This window comes from Micromonospora sp. AMSO1212t (genome assembly GCF_008868145.1).
Classification (GTDB): Bacteria; Actinomycetota; Actinomycetes; order Mycobacteriales; family Micromonosporaceae; genus Micromonospora; species Micromonospora tulbaghiae.
In genome coordinates, this window is the sequence record NZ_WBKS01000047.1 from 1 (window position 1) to 15,539 (window position 15,539).

15 protein-coding genes and 1 tRNA gene are annotated in these 15,539 nt (G+C 70.5%); 12 read left to right on the forward strand and 4 right to left on the reverse strand.

Going from position 1 to position 15,539, the window contains the following annotated elements; translation table 11 throughout:
• On the forward strand, positions 1 to 1,788 hold a 1,788-nt coding region (locus tag F8279_RS14580), incomplete at its 5' end, for a rhamnogalacturonan lyase (protein WP_151500228.1).
• Positions 1,789 to 1,955: 167 nt separating this feature from the next.
• On the opposite strand, the gene F8279_RS14585 is transcribed toward F8279_RS14580, so the two are convergent.
• A complete protein-coding gene (locus F8279_RS14585) occupies positions 1,956 to 2,978 on the reverse strand; it encodes an LLM class flavin-dependent oxidoreductase (protein ID WP_091420571.1) in 1,023 nt (340 codons plus the stop codon).
• A 34-nt stretch (positions 2,979 to 3,012) separates the two neighbouring features.
• The gene (locus tag F8279_RS14590) at positions 3,013 to 3,492 is read right to left on the reverse strand and encodes an Lrp/AsnC family transcriptional regulator (protein ID WP_047894721.1); all 480 of its coding nucleotides are present in this window, start codon (positions 3,490 to 3,492) and stop codon (positions 3,013 to 3,015) included.
• Positions 3,493 to 3,575: 83 nt separating this feature from the next.
• On the opposite strand from F8279_RS14590, the gene F8279_RS14595 reads away from it, so the two are divergent.
• Positions 3,576 to 4,751: a PLP-dependent aspartate aminotransferase family protein gene (locus F8279_RS14595; RefSeq protein WP_151500229.1), complete on the forward strand. Its 1,176-nt coding sequence runs from the start codon at positions 3,576 to 3,578 to the stop codon at positions 4,749 to 4,751.
• Positions 4,752 to 4,787: 36 nt separating this feature from the next.
• Here the strand turns inward: F8279_RS14595 and F8279_RS14600 are convergent, their stop codons facing one another.
• Both F8279_RS14600 and F8279_RS14605 read right to left on the reverse strand, forming a co-directional pair.
• A complete protein-coding gene (locus F8279_RS14600; protein WP_151500230.1) occupies positions 4,788 to 5,537 on the reverse strand; it encodes an LAGLIDADG family homing endonuclease in 750 nt (249 codons plus the stop codon).
• A gap of 32 nt (positions 5,538 to 5,569) precedes the next feature.
• Positions 5,570 to 5,647 (reverse strand) — tRNA-Leu (locus F8279_RS14605).
• Positions 5,648 to 5,741: 94 nt separating this feature from the next.
• Here F8279_RS14605 and F8279_RS14610 point away from each other — a divergent pair.
• From F8279_RS14610 to F8279_RS14655, 10 genes are all read left to right on the forward strand, one after another.
• Positions 5,742 to 6,362, forward strand: coding sequence for an ANTAR domain-containing response regulator (locus F8279_RS14610; protein WP_047894795.1), 621 nt, complete (start codon positions 5,742 to 5,744; stop codon positions 6,360 to 6,362).
• Positions 6,363 to 6,399: 37 nt separating this feature from the next.
• Positions 6,400 to 7,614 (forward strand): hypothetical protein, encoded by a 1,215-nt coding sequence (locus F8279_RS14615; protein ID WP_151500231.1) that lies wholly within the window; start codon positions 6,400 to 6,402, stop codon positions 7,612 to 7,614.
• A 256-nt stretch (positions 7,615 to 7,870) separates the two neighbouring features.
• A complete protein-coding gene (locus F8279_RS14620; protein WP_091420558.1) occupies positions 7,871 to 9,031 on the forward strand; it encodes a branched-chain amino acid ABC transporter substrate-binding protein in 1,161 nt (386 codons plus the stop codon).
• 105 nt (positions 9,032 to 9,136) lie between these two features.
• On the forward strand, positions 9,137 to 10,087 hold the full coding sequence (locus F8279_RS14625; protein WP_091420555.1) for a branched-chain amino acid ABC transporter permease: 951 nt from the start codon (positions 9,137 to 9,139) through the stop codon (positions 10,085 to 10,087).
• On the forward strand, positions 10,084 to 11,223 hold the full coding sequence (locus F8279_RS14630) for a branched-chain amino acid ABC transporter permease (protein WP_091420552.1): 1,140 nt from the start codon (positions 10,084 to 10,086) through the stop codon (positions 11,221 to 11,223). The genes F8279_RS14625 and F8279_RS14630 overlap by 4 nt, the downstream gene beginning before the upstream one ends.
• Before the next feature lie 73 nt (positions 11,224 to 11,296).
• Entirely contained in the window at positions 11,297 to 12,061 is a 765-nt protein-coding gene (locus F8279_RS14635; protein WP_174361811.1) for an ABC transporter ATP-binding protein, read from the forward strand.
• Complete coding sequence (locus F8279_RS14640; protein ID WP_091420546.1) at positions 12,051 to 12,761, forward strand: ABC transporter ATP-binding protein; 711 nt, start codon at positions 12,051 to 12,053, stop codon at positions 12,759 to 12,761. Before F8279_RS14635 ends, F8279_RS14640 begins: the two co-directional genes overlap by 11 nt.
• A 32-nt stretch (positions 12,762 to 12,793) precedes the next feature.
• Positions 12,794 to 13,705 (forward strand): ABC transporter substrate-binding protein, encoded by a 912-nt coding sequence (locus F8279_RS14645; RefSeq protein ID WP_151500232.1) that lies wholly within the window; start codon positions 12,794 to 12,796, stop codon positions 13,703 to 13,705.
• 2 nt (positions 13,706 to 13,707) lie between these two features.
• The gene (locus tag F8279_RS14650) at positions 13,708 to 14,679 is read left to right on the forward strand and encodes an amino acid ABC transporter permease (RefSeq protein ID WP_091420538.1); all 972 of its coding nucleotides are present in this window, start codon (positions 13,708 to 13,710) and stop codon (positions 14,677 to 14,679) included.
• Positions 14,676 to 15,479, forward strand: coding sequence for an amino acid ABC transporter ATP-binding protein (locus tag F8279_RS14655; protein ID WP_151500233.1), 804 nt, complete (start codon positions 14,676 to 14,678; stop codon positions 15,477 to 15,479). Before F8279_RS14650 ends, F8279_RS14655 begins: the two co-directional genes overlap by 4 nt.
• Positions 15,480 to 15,539: the final 60 nt, after the last annotated feature.

A 15,539-nucleotide genomic window follows, 5' to 3' on the forward strand; every position in this document is an offset into this window, starting at 1 on the left:
AGAGACAGCATCTGCTCCGCGCCGACCACCCCGCCGGCCGGCGCGAAGCAGATGGAGGCCCTGGACCGGGGCCTGGTCAGCGTCCGCTCCGGCAGCGGCAACCTGGTCTCGTGGCGGCTGCTCGGCACCGAGACCACGGGCGTGGCGTTCAACCTCTACCGGGGCGGCACCAAGGTCAACGCCAGCCCGATCACGGGCGCCACCACGTACCTGGACAGCGGCGCGGCGGCCGGATCGGCGTACACCGTGCGGGCCGTGGTGAACGGCGCCGAGCAGGCGGCGTCCGCCCCGGCGCTCCAGTTCGCCAACGGTTACCTGGACGTGCCGATCCAGCCGCCGCCCGGCGGCACCACCCCCGCCGGTGAGGGGTACAGCTACTCGGCGAACGACGCGAGCGTCGGTGACCTCGACGGCGACGGCCGCTATGAGTTCGTGCTCAAGTGGGATCCGTCGAACGCCAAGGACAACTCGCAGTCCGGCTACACCGGCAACGTCTACGTCGACGCGTACACGCTCACCGGCACCCGGCTGTGGCGCATCGACCTCGGCCGCAACATCCGCGCCGGCGCCCACTACACCCAGTTCCAGGTGTACGACTACGACGGCGACGGGGACGCCGAGGTGGCCATGAAGACCGCCGACGGCACCCGCTCCGGCACCGGCCAGATGATCGGCAACGGCTCGGCCGACCACCGCAACTCCAGCGGCTACGTGCTCGCCGGCCCGGAGTACCTGACCATGTTCGACGGCCGTACCGGCGCGGCCCTGTCCACTGTCGACTACGACCCGCCGCGCGGCACCGTCTCCTCCTGGGGTGACTCGTACGGCAACCGGGTCGACCGGTTCCTCGCCGGCACCGCGTACCTGGACGGGCAGCGCCCCTCGCTGATCATGGCGCGCGGCTACTACACCCGGGCCGTCGTCGCGGCCTGGGACTTCCGCGACGGCACGCTGCGCAAGCGCTGGACGTTCGACTCGAACGCCTCCGGCAACGGCGCCGCCGCCGGCCAGGGCAACCACCAGCTCTCCGTGGCCGACGTGGACAACGACGGCCGCCAGGAGATCGTGTACGGCGCCGCCACCATCGACGACAACGGCCGGCTGCTGTACTCCACCGGCAACGGCCACGGCGACGCCCTGCACGTCGGCGACCTCGACCCCGCCCGTTCGGGCCTGGAGGTGTTCAAGGTCGACGAGGACGGCAGCAAGCCCAGCTCCTGGATGGCCGACGCGCGTACCGGGCAGATCATCTGGCAGACCGCGCCGAACGGCGACAACGGCCGGGGCGTCTCCGCCGACGTCTGGGCGGGCAGCCCGGGGGCGGAGTCGTGGTCGTCGGCGGTCGACGGGCTGCTCAACACCCGGGGACAGAACGTCGGGCGCAAGCCGTCGTCGGCGAACTTCCTGATCTGGTGGGACGGCGACCCGGTCCGGGAACTGCTCGACGCCACGAAGATCGACAAGTACGGCACCGGCGGCGAGACCCGTCTCCTCACCGGCAGCGGCGTCGCCTCGAACAACGGCACCAAGTCCACCCCGGCGCTCTCGGCCGACCTGCTCGGTGACTGGCGCGAGGAGGTGGTCTGGCGCACCTCCGACAGCACCGCGCTACGGATCTACAGCACGCCGGTCACCACCGGCCTGCGTCTGCCGACGCTGATGCACGACCCGCAGTACCGGGTGGCGGTGGCCTGGCAGAACACCGCCTACAACCAGCCGCCGCACCCGGGCTTCTACCTGGGCGACGGCATGAGCACCCCGCCGGCGCCGAACATCTACCTGCGCTGAAACGGCAGGCACCGGGTCGCCGGCCGCGGAATCCGCTCCGCCGGCGACCCGGTGCACCACACCGCAGCATTCCCGACCCGTCCCGACCGGGAATGCCGTACCACCACCGAGGACAAAGTTATGCGTCCCGCGCGACGGTGCGGTGACGTGGCTATGAAGAGCGTGTTTCAGCCCTCCCGGCGCAGACCGCCCGCCACCTTCTCGGCGATCAGCTCGAACGAGCGGATCCGGTCGGCCACGTCGTACACCATCGTGGTGAGCATCAGCTCGTCCGCGCCGGTGCGCTCCAGCAGCTGACCGAGCTGCCGGGCAACCGTCTCCGGCGAGCCGGTCGCCTGGCCGTCGCGGCGCTGGGCCACGAACTCCCGCTCGAACTCGGAGTACGGGTACGCCGCCGCCTCCTCGGGCGTGACGAGCGGCTCCGGCCGCCCCGACCGCAGCTTCAGGAACGACAGCCCGGCCGGCCCGGCCAGCCACTCGGCCTGCTCGTCGGTCTCCGCGCAGACCGCGTTCACCGCCACCATCGCGTACGGCCGGTCCAGCCACTGCGACGGCCGGAAGTTCTGCCGGTAGAGCTGCAACGCCGGAATCGTGTTCTGCGAACTGAAGTGGTGCGCGAACGAGAACGGCAGCCCGAGCAGACCGGCCAGCTGCGCGCTGAACCCGCTGGACCCGAGCAGCCACACCTGTGGCGACTGCCCCCGGCCCGGCGTCGCGGTGATCGGGCCCGGCTCGGCGCCGGAGAAGTAGTTCATCAGGTCGGCCAGCTCGCGCGGGAAGTGCTCGGCGGACAGGCCCTCCATGGTGCGGCGCAGCGCCAGCGCGGTCACCTGGTCGGTGCCGGGCGCCCGGCCGATGCCCAGGTCGATCCGGCCCGGGTGCAGCGCCTCCAGCGTGCCGAACTGCTCGGCCACCACCAGCGGCGCGTGGTTGGGCAGCATCACGCCGCCCGAACCGAGCCGGATCGTGCTGGTGTTCGCCGCCAGGTGCGCGAGCAGCACCGCCGGCGCGGAACTCGCGATGGCGGGCATGTTGTGGTGCTCGGCCACCCAGAACCGGCGGTAGCCCAGCTCCTCGGTGCGGCGGGCCAGCTCCGTGGTGTACCGCAGCGCCTCACCGGCACTGCCGGTAGCCGCCACCGGGGCAAGATCAAGAACAGACATGGGTACGTCGATCACAGAGAGGTGCAACCCGCGACGTGCCGGAATTGTTCCGCCGGGTGCGCTACCCCATACCCCGGGCCTGCTCGAAGATCAGGCTGGTCTGCGTGTGCTGCACCGCCGGATCGACAGCCAGATGATCGAGTACGAAGTCCCGCAGCGCGTCGCCGGAGGCGGCCCGCACGTGCAACACGTAGTCCTCCGCGCCCGCCACGTGGAACACCGACACCACCCCGGGCAGCCGCACGGACCGGGCCCGGAACGCGTCCACAGCGGCCCGCTCGTGCGCGGTCAGCCGCACCGAGACCAGCGCCTGCAACGGCAGCCCCACCGCCGCCGGGTCCACCTCGGCGTGGAATCCGCGGATCGCCCCGCACTCGCGCAGCGCCCGGGTACGCGTCAGGCACGTCGACGGCGCCACCCCGACCCGCTCGGCCAGGGCGTTGTTCGGCAGCCGACCGTCGGCCGCCAGCTCGGTGAGGATCGCGCGGTCGGTGTCGTCCAGGCCGGCGAACGGCCGTACATCATTCGGTGCGGCAGGCATGTGACCATCCTTCACCGAATCGTCGCCGGGCGAAAGCGGGATTGCCAGAATATTGTTCGCTGCTATTGCCTCCCACCGTCGTCATGTTCGACACTTCCGACATGACTTCCGTGGACACCGCAGCCGTACACGCCGGGCGCGCCGACCTCGCCGGGCTCGGCGTCCACGTCCCGCCCATCGACCTGTCCACCACCAACCCGCTGCCCTCGGTGGCCGGCGGCGGTGACGACTACGAGACGCTCGCGACCGGCGGCACCCTTCCGGCCGGCGGCAGCGCCGTCTACCAGCGTCTCTGGAACCCCACCGTGGCCCGGTTCGAGACCGCGCTCGCCCAGCTCGAAGGCACCGCCGAGGCCGTCGCGTTCGCCAGCGGCATGGCCGCGCTCACCGCCACCCTGCTCGCCGCCACCCGCGACGGCAAGCGTCACGTCGTCGCCGTCCGCCCCCTCTACGGCGGCACCGACCACGTCCTCGCCACCGGGCTGCTCGGCACCGAGGTCACCTGGGCCACCCCCGCCGACGTGGCCGCCGCGATCCGCCCCGACACCGCCCTGGTCCTGGTCGAGACGCCGGCCAACCCCAGCCTCGACCTGGTCGACATCGCCGCGCTCGCCGACGCCGCCGGTGACGTTCCGCTGCTCGTCGACAACACGGTCGCCACCCCGGTGCTCCAGCAGCCCACCCGCCACGGCGCCGCGCTCGTACTGCACAGCGCCACCAAGAGCATCGGCGGCCACGGCGACGTCCTCGCCGGCGTCGTCGCCTGCGGACCCGAGTGGGCCGCCCGGCTGCGCCAGGTCCGCGCCGTCACCGGCGCCGTCCTGCACCCGCTCGGCGCCTACCTACTGCACCGCGGCATCCAGACCCTCCCGCTGCGCGTCCGCGCCCAGCAGGCCGGCGCGGAGAAGCTCGCCGCCTGGCTCGCCGGGCACCCCGCCGTCGAGCGCGTCCACCACCCGTCACTGCACGACCCGGCCGGGCTGGTCGGCCGCCAGATGTCGGGCACCGGCAGCCTGCTCGCCTTCGAGGTACGCGGCGGCGCGCCCGCCGCGGCCGAGGTCGCCGGCGCCTGCGAGCTGATCACGCACGCGGTGTCGCTCGGCGGCGTCGACACGCTGATCCAGCACCCGGCCTCGCTCACCCACCGGCCGGTCGAGGGCGACGCCAAGCCCTGCGGCGGGCTGCTGCGCGTCTCGGTCGGCCTGGAGGACCCGGAGGACCTGCGGGCGGATCTCGCGCGGGCGCTGGCGCGGATCTGACGGCGGCCGGTCGCCCACGTCCCTGGCGTCGTCGGGTCACGACTTCGGGCCGACGTGTCGGTCGAGGGCGGCCACTGCCTCCCGGCGGGCCACCGAGAGGGAGTTGCGGCGGTTCATCCGCCAGGCGATGCCGAGCCGGTCGAGCGCCTGCTGACAGAGGCCCATGATGTCGGCGGACTCGTTGGCGAACATGTAGCGCGGATAGACGTAGCGCTTGCCGCGCACGACCACCTGATTGGCGAAACGACAGCCGTCGGAGTGGAACAGGCCGCGCAGGAAGTCGCCCGGATGGGCCTCGACGATGGGTCGCTGCCAGTCGGTCAGGATGATCGGACGCTCGTGCTTCTTGCCGGGCCCGTGCTGCGGTAGTAGGCACGGCCAGTGCTTGCCGTAGCTCTGCACATTGACGCAGCCCGGTTTTGAGACCCGCTGCACCTTTTCGGCCAGCACCGCTCGCATGGCTTCGTCGCACGCTTCGATCAGGCCCGGCCAGCAGTCGCTGCAGGCGATCCGGAGCACCGGCACCCGGGCCTTGGTTACGAGGTGCCCGTCCCCGAGGTAGAGGCCGAGGAGATAGGCGTAGGCCGCCGGGTCTGTCGGAGCGTGCATGTCGTCACGACAGCGGAAGCATCGCAGTGCGGTGCCCTGCTGCTTCGGCGTCGGTCGATCCTTGCACCAGTGGCGGACCGTCGGATAGGAGAGCCCCACGGTCCGCGCCACCTCGGCAACGGTCGCGCCGCCAAGGTAGAGACGCCGCGCATGGGCGCGCAGTTCGGGTGGATGCACAATCCCATGGTCGAACGCCTGTATGACATTTCTGGTGCCCTCGGTGGGATTCGAACCCACACTGTATGGAGTTTGAATCCATTGCCTGCTGCCAGTTGGGCTACGAGGGCGTTCCGTGATTCGGCCTCGACAGCCTACCCGCTAGGCTGAAGGCGGCGACACCCGGCAGGGCGGGTGTCGAGTTCGAACCGGTGGGAGTGGCTCGTGGGCGAGATGCAGGCGGACGCCGAGCGCAAGCGCGTTCTGATCGCCGAGGACGAGGCGCTCATCCGGCTGGACCTGGCCGAGATGCTCGTCGAAGAGGGCTACGACGTCGTCGGCGAGGCCGGTGACGGCGAGACCGCCGTCAAGCTCGCCGAGGAACTCAAGCCGGATCTGGTCATCCTCGACATCAAGATGCCGATCATGGACGGGCTGGCCGCCGCCGAGCGGATCGCCGGCGCGCGCATCGCCCCGGTCATCATCCTGACCGCGTTCAGCCAGCGTGACCTGGTGGAGCGGGCGCGGGCGGCCGGCGCGATGGCGTACCTGGTCAAGCCGTTCCAGAAGAGCGACCTGGTGCCGGCGGTGGAGATCGCGCTGTCCCGCTACTCCGAGATCGCCGCGCTGGAGTCGGAGGTCGCCGGCCTGACCGACCGCCTGGAGATCCGCAAGACCGTCGAGCGCGCCAAGGGCGCGCTGATGACCACCTACGGGATGACCGAGCCGCAGGCGTTCAAGTGGATCCAGCGCACCGCGATGGACCACCGGATGACCATGAAGGAGGTCGCCGAGCGGATCCTCGCCGAGACCGCCGGCGGCGAGGTGGAGCAACCCGCGTCCTGACCTCCCGGGGAGGCGTCCGATCGATAGGATCGGATCCATGTCTCCCGTGCGCGTCCGGCCGGTGCTCGCCGTCGCCGCCGCGCTGCTCCTGTCGGCCTGCCACGCCACTCCGCGGCCGCTGCCCGAGCCCGCGCCGGTCCGCCCGCAGTGGCAGCCCGTCGAGCTGGCCCTTCCCGCCGGCGCCACCGGGCGTCCGGTCCTGCGCGACATCGCGCGGTGCGCCGGCCGGTGGTACGTGGTGGGCGGGCTGGCCGATCCGGCGGGGGAGACCCGACCGGCGGCGTGGTCCTCGTCGGACGGCGTGACGTGGGCGCCGATTCCGGTGCGCGGTCAGACGTTCTACGGCCGCCAGCACGTGCTCTACGCGGTGGCGTGCCGCGACGACGGGATGGCGGCGCTGGGCGCGAAGACGGGTGGCGTGCACGGCAATCCGCGTACCGGAACATGGGTGTGGCGTCCGGGTGGGCCGGTGCGGGAGGTGCCGGCGGCGTTCGAGTTGTTCGGCGGTCCGCGCGCGGTGAGCGCGTCGCGGCTGGCCGCTGGTCCGGGCGGTTGGCTGGTCGCCGGGGCGCGCGCGGACGGAGCGGCGGTGTGGACGTCGCCCGACGCGGAGGGGTTCGTGCTGCGCGAGGGCGTCGCGGAGCTGGCCGGCGACGGCCGGGGCCGGACGGCGGCGTACGACGTGGCGGCGGTGGGGTCGGGTTGGCTGGTGGTGGGGTCGTTGCTGCCGCCAGGCGGTACGGCCCGGACCCCGCTGTCGTGGTTCTCGGCCGACGGCCGGGTGTGGCGGCGGGTGCTCCTGCCGGTGCCGTCGGGGGCGGCCGGGGCGGCGGAGCGGGTGGTGCCGGCCGACGGCGGGCCGGTGGCGGTCGGCCCGCTTCGTGACCGCTTCGGGGTGTGGCGCGGGTGCGGCGACTGCGGCTCGCCGTCCGCCGGTGCGGCGGGTGCGGCGCAGGGGTGGCGGCGGGTCGGCGGGTTCGGTTCGGCGGGCCCCGGGGTGTCGACGGTGGACGCGCTCGCGGCGTCCGGTGGGCGGCTGGTCGCGGTGACCGGGGACGGGGCTCAGCGACGGCTCTGGATGTCGCGTGACGGTGGTGCGTCGTGGCTTCCGGTGATCACGCCGGTGCCGGTGCCGGACGGGGGCGACGCGGCGCTGGCAGTGGCCGTCCGCGACGATGGGCTGCTCGTGGTCGCCGATGACGGAAAGGCATCCCGTGCCTGGTGGGGGACGTTGCCGGCCGTCGATCGGTAGGGGGTGGGGAGGTCCTGGCTCGTTACCGAGGAATAGTCGGCGAAAGTCTTTTCCCGCCTTCGGTTCTTACGCCGATGGGCTTGAATCCGCCACGGCGTGTAACGGTTCGGTCAACCCCGCTTTCCAGGTCTTACGCCACCGCCCACGGTGGGATAACGTCCCGCCCCAGACCGGCGACGACGGTCTTGGTTCGTCCACCCCGCAAGGGCCAATCAGCGGCGGGTGGTTCGGATCATGGACGGAGGAGGGTTCGGCCTTGAGGCAGAAGCTCGCACGCGTGATCGGCGGGGTCGCCATGCTGGCGCTCGTCGCCGGTGGCACCGCTTGTTCCAGCGGCAGCGACGATGAGGGTTCCGGGGGCAGCGCCTGCGGGAGCAAGATCGCTTTCTTCGGCGCGCTGACCGGTAGCTCGGCCGCGCTGGGCATCAATGAGAAGAACGGCGTCAAGCTGGCCGTCGACAAGTACAACAAGGAGAACGCGGACTGCAAGGTCGAGCTCGCCGAGCTCGACTCCCAGGGCAGCCCGGACCAGGCGCCGGGTCTGGCCCAGAAGGCGATCGACGACACCAAGATCCTGGGTGTCGTGGGTCCGGCCTACTCGGGCGAGTCCGAGGCCGCCGGCCCGCTGTTCAACGAGGCCGGTCTGGTCACCATCACCCCCTCCGCGACCCGTCCCAGCCTTGCCGAGCAGGGCTGGAAGACCTTCTTCCGCGCGGTCGGCAACGACCTGAGCCAGGGCCCCGCCGCCGGTAACTACATCAAGAACGTGATGAAGGCCGACCGGGTCTACGTCATCGACGACCAGTCCGCGTACGGCGCCGGCCTGGCCGACGAGGTCAAGAAGGTCCTCGGCGCCTCGGTCGTGGGCAGCGACAAGGTCCAGGGCGAGGGCAAGCAGGTCGAGTTCTCCGGTGTGGTCACCAAGGTCAAGGCCGCCAACGTCAAGGCGATCTTCTACGGCGGCTACTACCAGGAGGCCGGCCTGATCCGCAAGCAGCTCACCGCTGCCGGGGTCACCGCTCCGCTGGTCGCCGGTGACGGCGTGAACGACGGCGCGTACATCACCTCCGCCGGTGCGGCCGCCGCCGAGGGCACCATCCTCACCTGCCCCTGCGCTCCGTCCGCCGAGGCCCGCGGCAGCTTCGTCGCCGACTTCAAGGCGCTCAACGGCACCGAGCCGGGCACCTACAGCGACACCGCCTACGACGCGGCGAACATCCTGCTGGCGGGCATCAAGGCCGGTAAGAGCAGCCGGGCCGACCTGCTGGAGTTCGTGAAGGGCTACAGCGGCGAGGGCGTTGCCGCCAGCTACAAGTTCGTCGAGGGCGGCGAGCTCGACCCGGCGCAGGTCAAGGTCTGGGCGTTCAAGGTGCAGGGCGGCAAGGTCGTCCCGGACCAGGAGATCCCCAAGTCCTGATCGTTCGATCGCTGGACTGGCGATTGAGTAGTGATCGCGGGTGCGGCCGGGAGCTGGCTCCCGGCCGCACCCTCTTTTTCTCTTGAGCGACGGAGCGTCCCTCCCTTGGACTTCGACGGATTGTTCTCCAACTTCGGGGAACTCACCACGACCGGCTTGACGCAGGGCGCCATCTACGCCCTGGTCGCGCTCGGCTACACGCTTGTGTACGGCGTGCTCAGGCTCATCAACTTCGCCCACTCCGAGGTCTTCATCGCCGGCGCGTTCGCCGCGATCTGGACCTGGAACGGCTTCGGACTCGACCAGAACTCGCAGGTCAGTGGCATCGGCTCGATCCTGTTCTATCTGCTGGTGGCGATGATCGTGGCGGCGATCGCCTCGGCGGGCACCGCCACGGTGATCGAACGGGTCGCGTACCGGCCGCTGCGGAAGCGCAACGCGCCGCCGCTGGCGTTCCTCATCACCGCCATCGGTGCCTCGATCGCCATCTCGGAGGCGTTCGGCGTCTACACCCGGCGCCGGCCGGAGGGTGCGCCGATCCTGGTCAGCTCGGAGCCGCTGTTCCACATCGCCGGGGTGCCGATCGACGCGGTGCAGCTGCTCACGATCGGTTCCGCGCTGGTGATGATGTTCGCGCTGGACCAGTTCATCAACCGCAGCCGTACCGGCCGCGGCATCCGGGCGGTCGCCCAGGACGCCAACACGGCGGCGCTGATGGGCGTCAACAAGGACCGCATCATCCTGATGGTCTTCATCGCCGGTGGCACCATGGCCGGCGTCGCGGGCCTGCTGTACGACGTGCGGATCCAGACGCTCACCTACAGCGTCGGCTTCCTGCTGGGCCTCAAGGCGTTCACCGCGGCGGTGCTCGGCGGTATCGGCAACCTGCGCGGCGCGCTCGTCGGCGGGTTGCTGCTCGGCGTCGTGGAGAACTACGCCGCGGGCCTGTTCGGCAGTCAGTGGAAGGACTTCGCCGCGTTCGCGGTGCTGGTCGTGCTGCTGATGTTCCGGCCGACCGGTCTGCTCGGCGAATCACTGGGGAGGGCACGCGCATGACGACCACCATCGACCCGCCGGAGCGGCGGGAGACGGCGGCGGACAAGCTGCGGCAGGGCCGGCACGCGATCTCGGAGCGCTGGCACCACGCGCCGCGCTGGGTGCGCTGGGTGCTGCTGGTCGCGGTCATCGCGTTCTTCTACGCGCTGCCGAACAAGGAGTTCTACCAGTACCTCGGGCCGATCCCGACGCCCGGCGCGAACTTCACGCAGGTGATGTTCACGGTCTCGATCTACGTGCTGCTGGCGGTCGGGCTCAACATCGTGGTGGGCTTCGCCGGCCTGCTCGACCTCGGCTACTTCGGCTTCTTCGCCGTCGGCGCGTACACCGTCGCGGTGCTGACCTCGCCGAGCAGCGACATCAAGACGCTGTGGCCGTGGCTGCTGGTGGTGCCGATCGCGATCGGCCTGACCATGGTCTCCGGCGTCATGCTCGGTACGCCGACGCTGCGTCTGCGCGGCGACTACCTGGCGCTGGTGACGCTCGGCTTCGCCGAGATGATCCGGATCGCGGCGGTCAGCTCCGAGTTCCTCAAGGGACAGCGCGGCTTCAACCAGATCCCGCACCCGCCCGGCCAGTACGCCGACGGCCGGCCGTGGTTCGGCGTGCTCGACGCCCGCCCGTACTACTGGCTGGTGCTCACGCTGATCATCCTGGTCGTGATCGGGGTGCGGAACCTGACCCACAGCCGGGTCGGCCGGGCCTGGATCTCGATCCGCGAGGACGAGGACGCGGCCCAGTTGATGGGCGTGCCGACGTTCAAGTTCAAGCTGTGGGCGTTCGCCTCCGGCGCGGCCATCGCCGGCCTGGCCGGCGCGCTGTTCGCCGGTAAGCAGAACTTCGTCAACTCGCAGAACTTCGAGCTGCTCAACTCGATCATCATCCTGGCCGCCGTCATCTTCGGCGGCTCGGGCAACATCGTCGGCGCGATCGTCGGCGGTGGCCTGGTGGCGTACATGATCGAGCGGTTCCGTGGCATCGAGCTGTTCGGCATCGAGCTGTACGAGTACCGGTTCCTGTTCTTCGGTCTGGTGCTCGTGGTGATGATGATCTTCCGGCCGCAGGGCCTGATCCCGAACCGGCGACGAGCGGCGGAGTTCAAGGACCGCCGCAAGGAGGTGATCGTCGGTGAGTGACACCGAGCAGAACCCGAAGGTTCCGGTCCAGGCGGCGGCCCCCGCCGTCGAGGCGGTCGGCAAGCGGGAGCCGTTGCTGGAGGTCGACCACGTCACGCTGCGCTTCGGCGGCGTGGTGGCCCTCAACGACGTGGACTTCACCCTCTACAAGGGTGAGATCCTCGGTCTGATCGGCCCGAACGGCGCCGGCAAGACCACCTGCTTCAACGCGATGACCGGCATCTACCAGCCCACCGAGGGGCAGATCCGGTTCCTGGGCCAGAAGATCAGTGGCAAGAAGCGCCACCAGATCACCCGGATGGGCATGGCCCGTACCTTCCAGAACATCCGTCTCTTCCCGGAGATGACCGCGCTGGAGAACGTCCAGGTCGGCGCGGACGCGCACCACAAGACCAGCGTGATCTCCGCCCTGCTGCGCCTGCCGCGGCACTGGAAGGAGGAGCGCGAGGGCCGGGAGAAGGCCGAGCGCCTGCTGGAGTTCGTCGGCATCCGCAACCGGATGCACGAGTTCGCCCGCAACCTGTCCTACGGCGAGCAGCGGCGGTTGGAGATCGCCCGCGCGCTGGCCACCGATCCGAAACTGCTCTGCCTGGACGAGCCGGCCGCCGGCTTCAACCCGGCGGAGAAGGAGGAGCTGCTCCAGCTCATCCGGCAGATCCGGGACCAGGGCGTGACGGTGCTGCTGATCGAGCACGACATGCGCCTGGTGATGGGCGTGACCGACCGGATCGTGGTCCTGGAGTTCGGAAAGAAGATCGCCGAAGGGCTGCCCGCCGAGGTGCGGGACAACCCGAAGGTGGTCGCGGCGTACCTGGGGGTGCCGGACGATGCTGCTTGAGATCGAGGACGTGAGCCTGCTCTACGGGCGGATCCAGGCGCTGCACGGCATCAGCCTGACCGTGGACGAGGGGGAGATCGTCGCGCTGATCGGCGCGAACGGCGCCGGCAAGTCCACCACCATGCGGGCGATCTCCGGCATCCGGCCGGTCGCCTCCGGCCGGATCAAGTTCGCCGGCGAGGACATCACCAAGCTCCGCGCCGACCTGCGGGTCCGGCGCGGGCTGTGCCAGGCGCCCGAGGGCCGGGGCATCTTCCCCGGCATGTCGGTGCTGGAGAACCTGGACATGGGCGCGTACACCCGGCGGGACAAGGCCGGCATCGCGCAGGACCTGGCCCGGGTGCTGGAGCTGTTCCCGCGGCTGGCCGAGCGGCGCAAGCAGGCCGGCGGCACGCTCTCCGGCGGCGAGCAGCAGATGCTCGCCGTGGGCCGGGCGCTGATGAGCCGGCCGAAGCTGCTGCTGCTCGACGAGCCGTCGATGGGTCTCGCGCCGATGCTGATCCAGCAGATCTTCACGATCATCACGGAGATCAACCAGCAGGGCACCACCATCCTGCTGGTGGAGCAGAACGCCCAGCAGGCGCTGGCGCGCGCCCACCGGGCGTACGTGCTGGAGACCGGCCGGATCGTCAAGAGCGGTTCCGGCACGGACCTGCTGCACGACCCCTCGGTCAAAGAGGCCTACCTCGGCGTGGCCTGACCGGCCGACCCCTCGCAATAAGGAGTACAGCCATGTTCCACCCCAACCCCGGACGGCGGGCGGCGCTCGGCGTCGCCGGTGCGGCCGTCCTGCTGCTCTCCCTCGCCGCGTGCGGTGAGAAGGAGAACTCGGCCGAGCCGGGCGACGGCCCGTCGGTGTCCGCCACGGCGGACTCCAACCTGGCCGCGAAGGTGCCGGACGCCATCAAGGCCGACGGCGTGATCAAGGTCGGCACCGACTCGACGTACGCCCCGGCCGAGTTCCTCGACTCCGACGGCAAGACCGTGGTCGGCTTCGACGTGGAGCTGTTCAACGCGGTGGCCCAGAAGCTCGGCCTCAAGGCCGAGTACGAGTCGGCGCCGTTCGACGCGATCCTGCCCGGCGTGGGTTCGGGCAAGTACGAGGTCGGCGTCTCGTCGTTCACCATCAACCCCGACCGGCTCAAGAGCGTCAACATGGTGAGCTACTACTCGGCGGGCACCCAGTGGGCGACCAAGAAGGGCAACCCGGCCGGGGTCGACCCGGAGAACGCCTGCGGCAAGAAGATCGCCGTGCAGGTCGGCACGGTCCAGCTCGACGACATCACCGCCCGGTCGAAGAAGTGCACCGACGCCGGCAAGCCGGCCATCAAGATCGACCAGTACCAGGCGCAGAGCGACGCCACCGCCGCCGTGGGCAGCGGCAAGAACGACGCCATGCTGGCCGACTCCCCGGTCGGCGCGTACGCGGTGAAGCAGAGCAACGGCCAGCTGGAGGTGCTCGGCGACATCTACGAGTCGGCGCCGTACGGCTACGCGGTGAACAAGGACCAGCAGGCGTTCGCCGAGGTGCTCAAGGAGGCCGTGCAGGCGGTCATCGCCGACGGCAGCTACAAGGCCGCGCTCGGCAAGTGGGGTGTCGAGGGCGGCGCGATCACCAACGCTGAACTGAACCCGTCGGTCTGACCATGTCGGCCGACACATCCGGACGGGCACGGCCTGAACCGATCAAGGCCGTGCCCGTGCGGCACCCCGGGCGCTGGGCCGGCGTGGCGGTCATCGCCGTGCTGGTCGCGATGTTCGTGCACATGCTGGTCACGAACTCCGCGTTCCAGTGGTCGTTCATGGTGGACGAGATGTTCCGTCCGCCGATCATCGAAGGGCTGCGCGGCACCGTCCTGCTGCTGATCACGTCGATGGTGATCGGCATCGGCCTGGGCATCGTCATCGCGATCATGCGGCTGTCGCCCAACCCGGTGCTGCGCGGCGTGGCCTGGGTCTACACCTGGTTCTTCCGGGCGGTGCCGCGGCTGGTGCTGGCGATCCTCTTCGGCAACCTCGGCATCCTCTGGTCGCGGCTGGAGTTCGGTCTGCCGTTCGACCGGCAGATCGGCGCCCTGTTCGGGTTGCACGACTTCGAGGCCCGGCTGTTCGGGTTCAGCGCGGTCGACATCCTGACCGGCTTCGTCGCCGGCATGCTGGCGCTGGGCCTGTCCGAGGCCGCGTACATGGCCGAGATCGTCCGGGCCGGCATCCAGTCGGTGGACGAGGGGCAGACCGAGGCGGCTCAGGCGCTGGGCATGAGCCGGGCGCAGATCCTGCGGCGGATCGTGCTGCCGCAGGCGATGCGGGTGATCATTCCGCCGACCGGCAACGAGACCATCGCGATGCTCAAGGACACCTCGCTGGTGGCCTTCGTGCCGGTGTCGATGGAGCTGTTCTTCCAGCTCAAGGCCGTCGGTTCCCGGACCTTCCAGCCCTTCCCGATGTACGTCGCCGCGACGTTGTGGTACCTGCTGCTGACCAGCGTCCTGCTGGTGGGGCAGTACTACCTGGAGCGGCACTACTCGAAGGGTTTCGGGCGCAGTACGCGGGCTCGACAGCGGCTGCGAGGGCTCGCCGCCGAGAGCGGCAGCACGACGAGTGGGACGGCGCAATGACGGATACGACCGCTTCCCCGGAGACGCCGACCGCCGAGTCCGGGCTGATGGTGCGGGCCGAGCAGGTGCACAAGTCGTTCGGGCCGCTGGAGGTGCTCAAGGGCATCGACCTGGAGGTCCGCTCCGGCGAGGTGTGCTGCCTGCTCGGGCCCTCCGGCTCCGGCAAGTCGACGTTCCTGCGCTGCATCAACCACCTGGAGAAGATCGACGCCGGCCGGATCCGGGTCGACGGCGACCTGATCGGTTACCGGGAGCGCGGCGGCAAGCTGTACGAGATGCGGGACAGGGACGTGGCCGCGCAGCGCCGCGCCATCGGCATGGTGTTCCAGCGGTTCAACCTGTTCCCGCACATGACGGTGCTGCAGAACGTCATGGAGGCCCCGGTGCTGCTGCGCCAGGCCAAGAAGGCGCAGGCCCGGGAGCACGCCGCGCAGCTGCTGGACCGGGTGGGGCTGGGCGACAAGCTCGGCGCGTACCCCGGTCAGCTCTCCGGCGGCCAGCAGCAGCGGGTGGCGATCGCCCGGGCGCTGGCCATGCGGCCGAAGCTGATGCTGTTCGACGAGCCGACCAGCGCGCTCGACCCGGAGCTGGTGGGCGAGGTGCTGGACACGATGAAGGACCTGGCCCGCGACGGCATGACGATGATCGTGGTGACCCATGAGATCGGCTTCGCCCGGGAGGTGGGCGACCACCTCGTGTTCATGGACGGCGGCGTGGTGGTCGAGCAGGGTGACCCGCGCGAGGTGATCTCGGCGCCGAAGCACGAGCGGACCAAGGCGTTCCTGGCCAAGGTTCTCTGACCTCGGCCTCCGGTGCGGCGCGCGCCGCACCGGAGGCCGGAGTTGTCGGGCGTACGGACT

Excerpts from the sequence above, each read along its gene's own strand:
- F8279_RS14590 (WP_047894721.1), bottom strand. The coding sequence starts at position 3,492 with ATGCCTGCCGCACCGAATGATGTACGGCCGTTCGCCGGCCTGGACGAC.
- F8279_RS14595 (WP_151500229.1), top strand. The coding sequence starts at position 3,576 with ATGTTCGACACTTCCGACATGACTTCCGTGGACACCGCAGCCGTACAC.
- F8279_RS14615 (WP_151500231.1), top strand. The coding sequence starts at position 6,400 with ATGTCTCCCGTGCGCGTCCGGCCGGTGCTCGCCGTCGCCGCCGCGCTG.
- F8279_RS14630 (WP_091420552.1), top strand. The coding sequence starts at position 10,084 with ATGACGACCACCATCGACCCGCCGGAGCGGCGGGAGACGGCGGCGGAC.
- F8279_RS14640 (WP_091420546.1), top strand. The coding sequence starts at position 12,051 with ATGCTGCTTGAGATCGAGGACGTGAGCCTGCTCTACGGGCGGATCCAG.
- F8279_RS14645 (WP_151500232.1), top strand. The coding sequence starts at position 12,794 with ATGTTCCACCCCAACCCCGGACGGCGGGCGGCGCTCGGCGTCGCCGGT.
- F8279_RS14650 (WP_091420538.1), top strand. The coding sequence starts at position 13,708 with ATGTCGGCCGACACATCCGGACGGGCACGGCCTGAACCGATCAAGGCC.
- F8279_RS14655 (WP_151500233.1), top strand. The coding sequence starts at position 14,676 with ATGACGGATACGACCGCTTCCCCGGAGACGCCGACCGCCGAGTCCGGG.